Raw genomic sequence first — 390 nt, forward strand, 5'->3', positions numbered from 1 at the left:
GCTGATGATCCTGCGCGACGTGTTCGACGGCATCTACCGCTTCGGTGATATTCAGCGCAATCTGGGCGTGGCGCGCAATATCCTGTCCGGCCGCTTGAGCCATCTCGTCGAGGCCGGCATTCTCGAAACCCGCCCTGCCTCCGACGGCACGACCTATCAGGAGTACGTGCTAACGAAGAAAGGGGAAAGCCTCTTCCCCATCATCGTGGCGCTTCAGCAGTGGGGCGAGCGTCATTTGTTCGAGCGCGGCGAACGGCATTCGTGGTTGATCGACAAGGCAACGGGCAAGCCGTTGCTTTCGATGTTTCCGCAGACCCGCGAGGGGCAGGCGCTCACCCCTCACGACACCGTGGTCAAGAAGCCCGCATAACGCCCGCCCCCGAGTTACAT

At 61.5% G+C, this 390-nt stretch carries 1 protein-coding gene; it reads left to right on the plus strand.

What is annotated here, in order from left to right; translation table 11 throughout:
- Nucleotides 1–370 (plus strand): winged helix-turn-helix transcriptional regulator (locus AB4Y31_RS31855; RefSeq protein WP_368677432.1); only part of this gene is annotated, 370 nt, incomplete at its 5' end.
- Between the last annotated feature and the right edge of the window lie 20 nt (nt 371–390).

It is taken from the genome of Trinickia sp. EG282A (genome assembly GCF_040965455.1).
Classification (GTDB): Bacteria; Pseudomonadota; Gammaproteobacteria; order Burkholderiales; family Burkholderiaceae; genus Trinickia; species Trinickia symbiotica.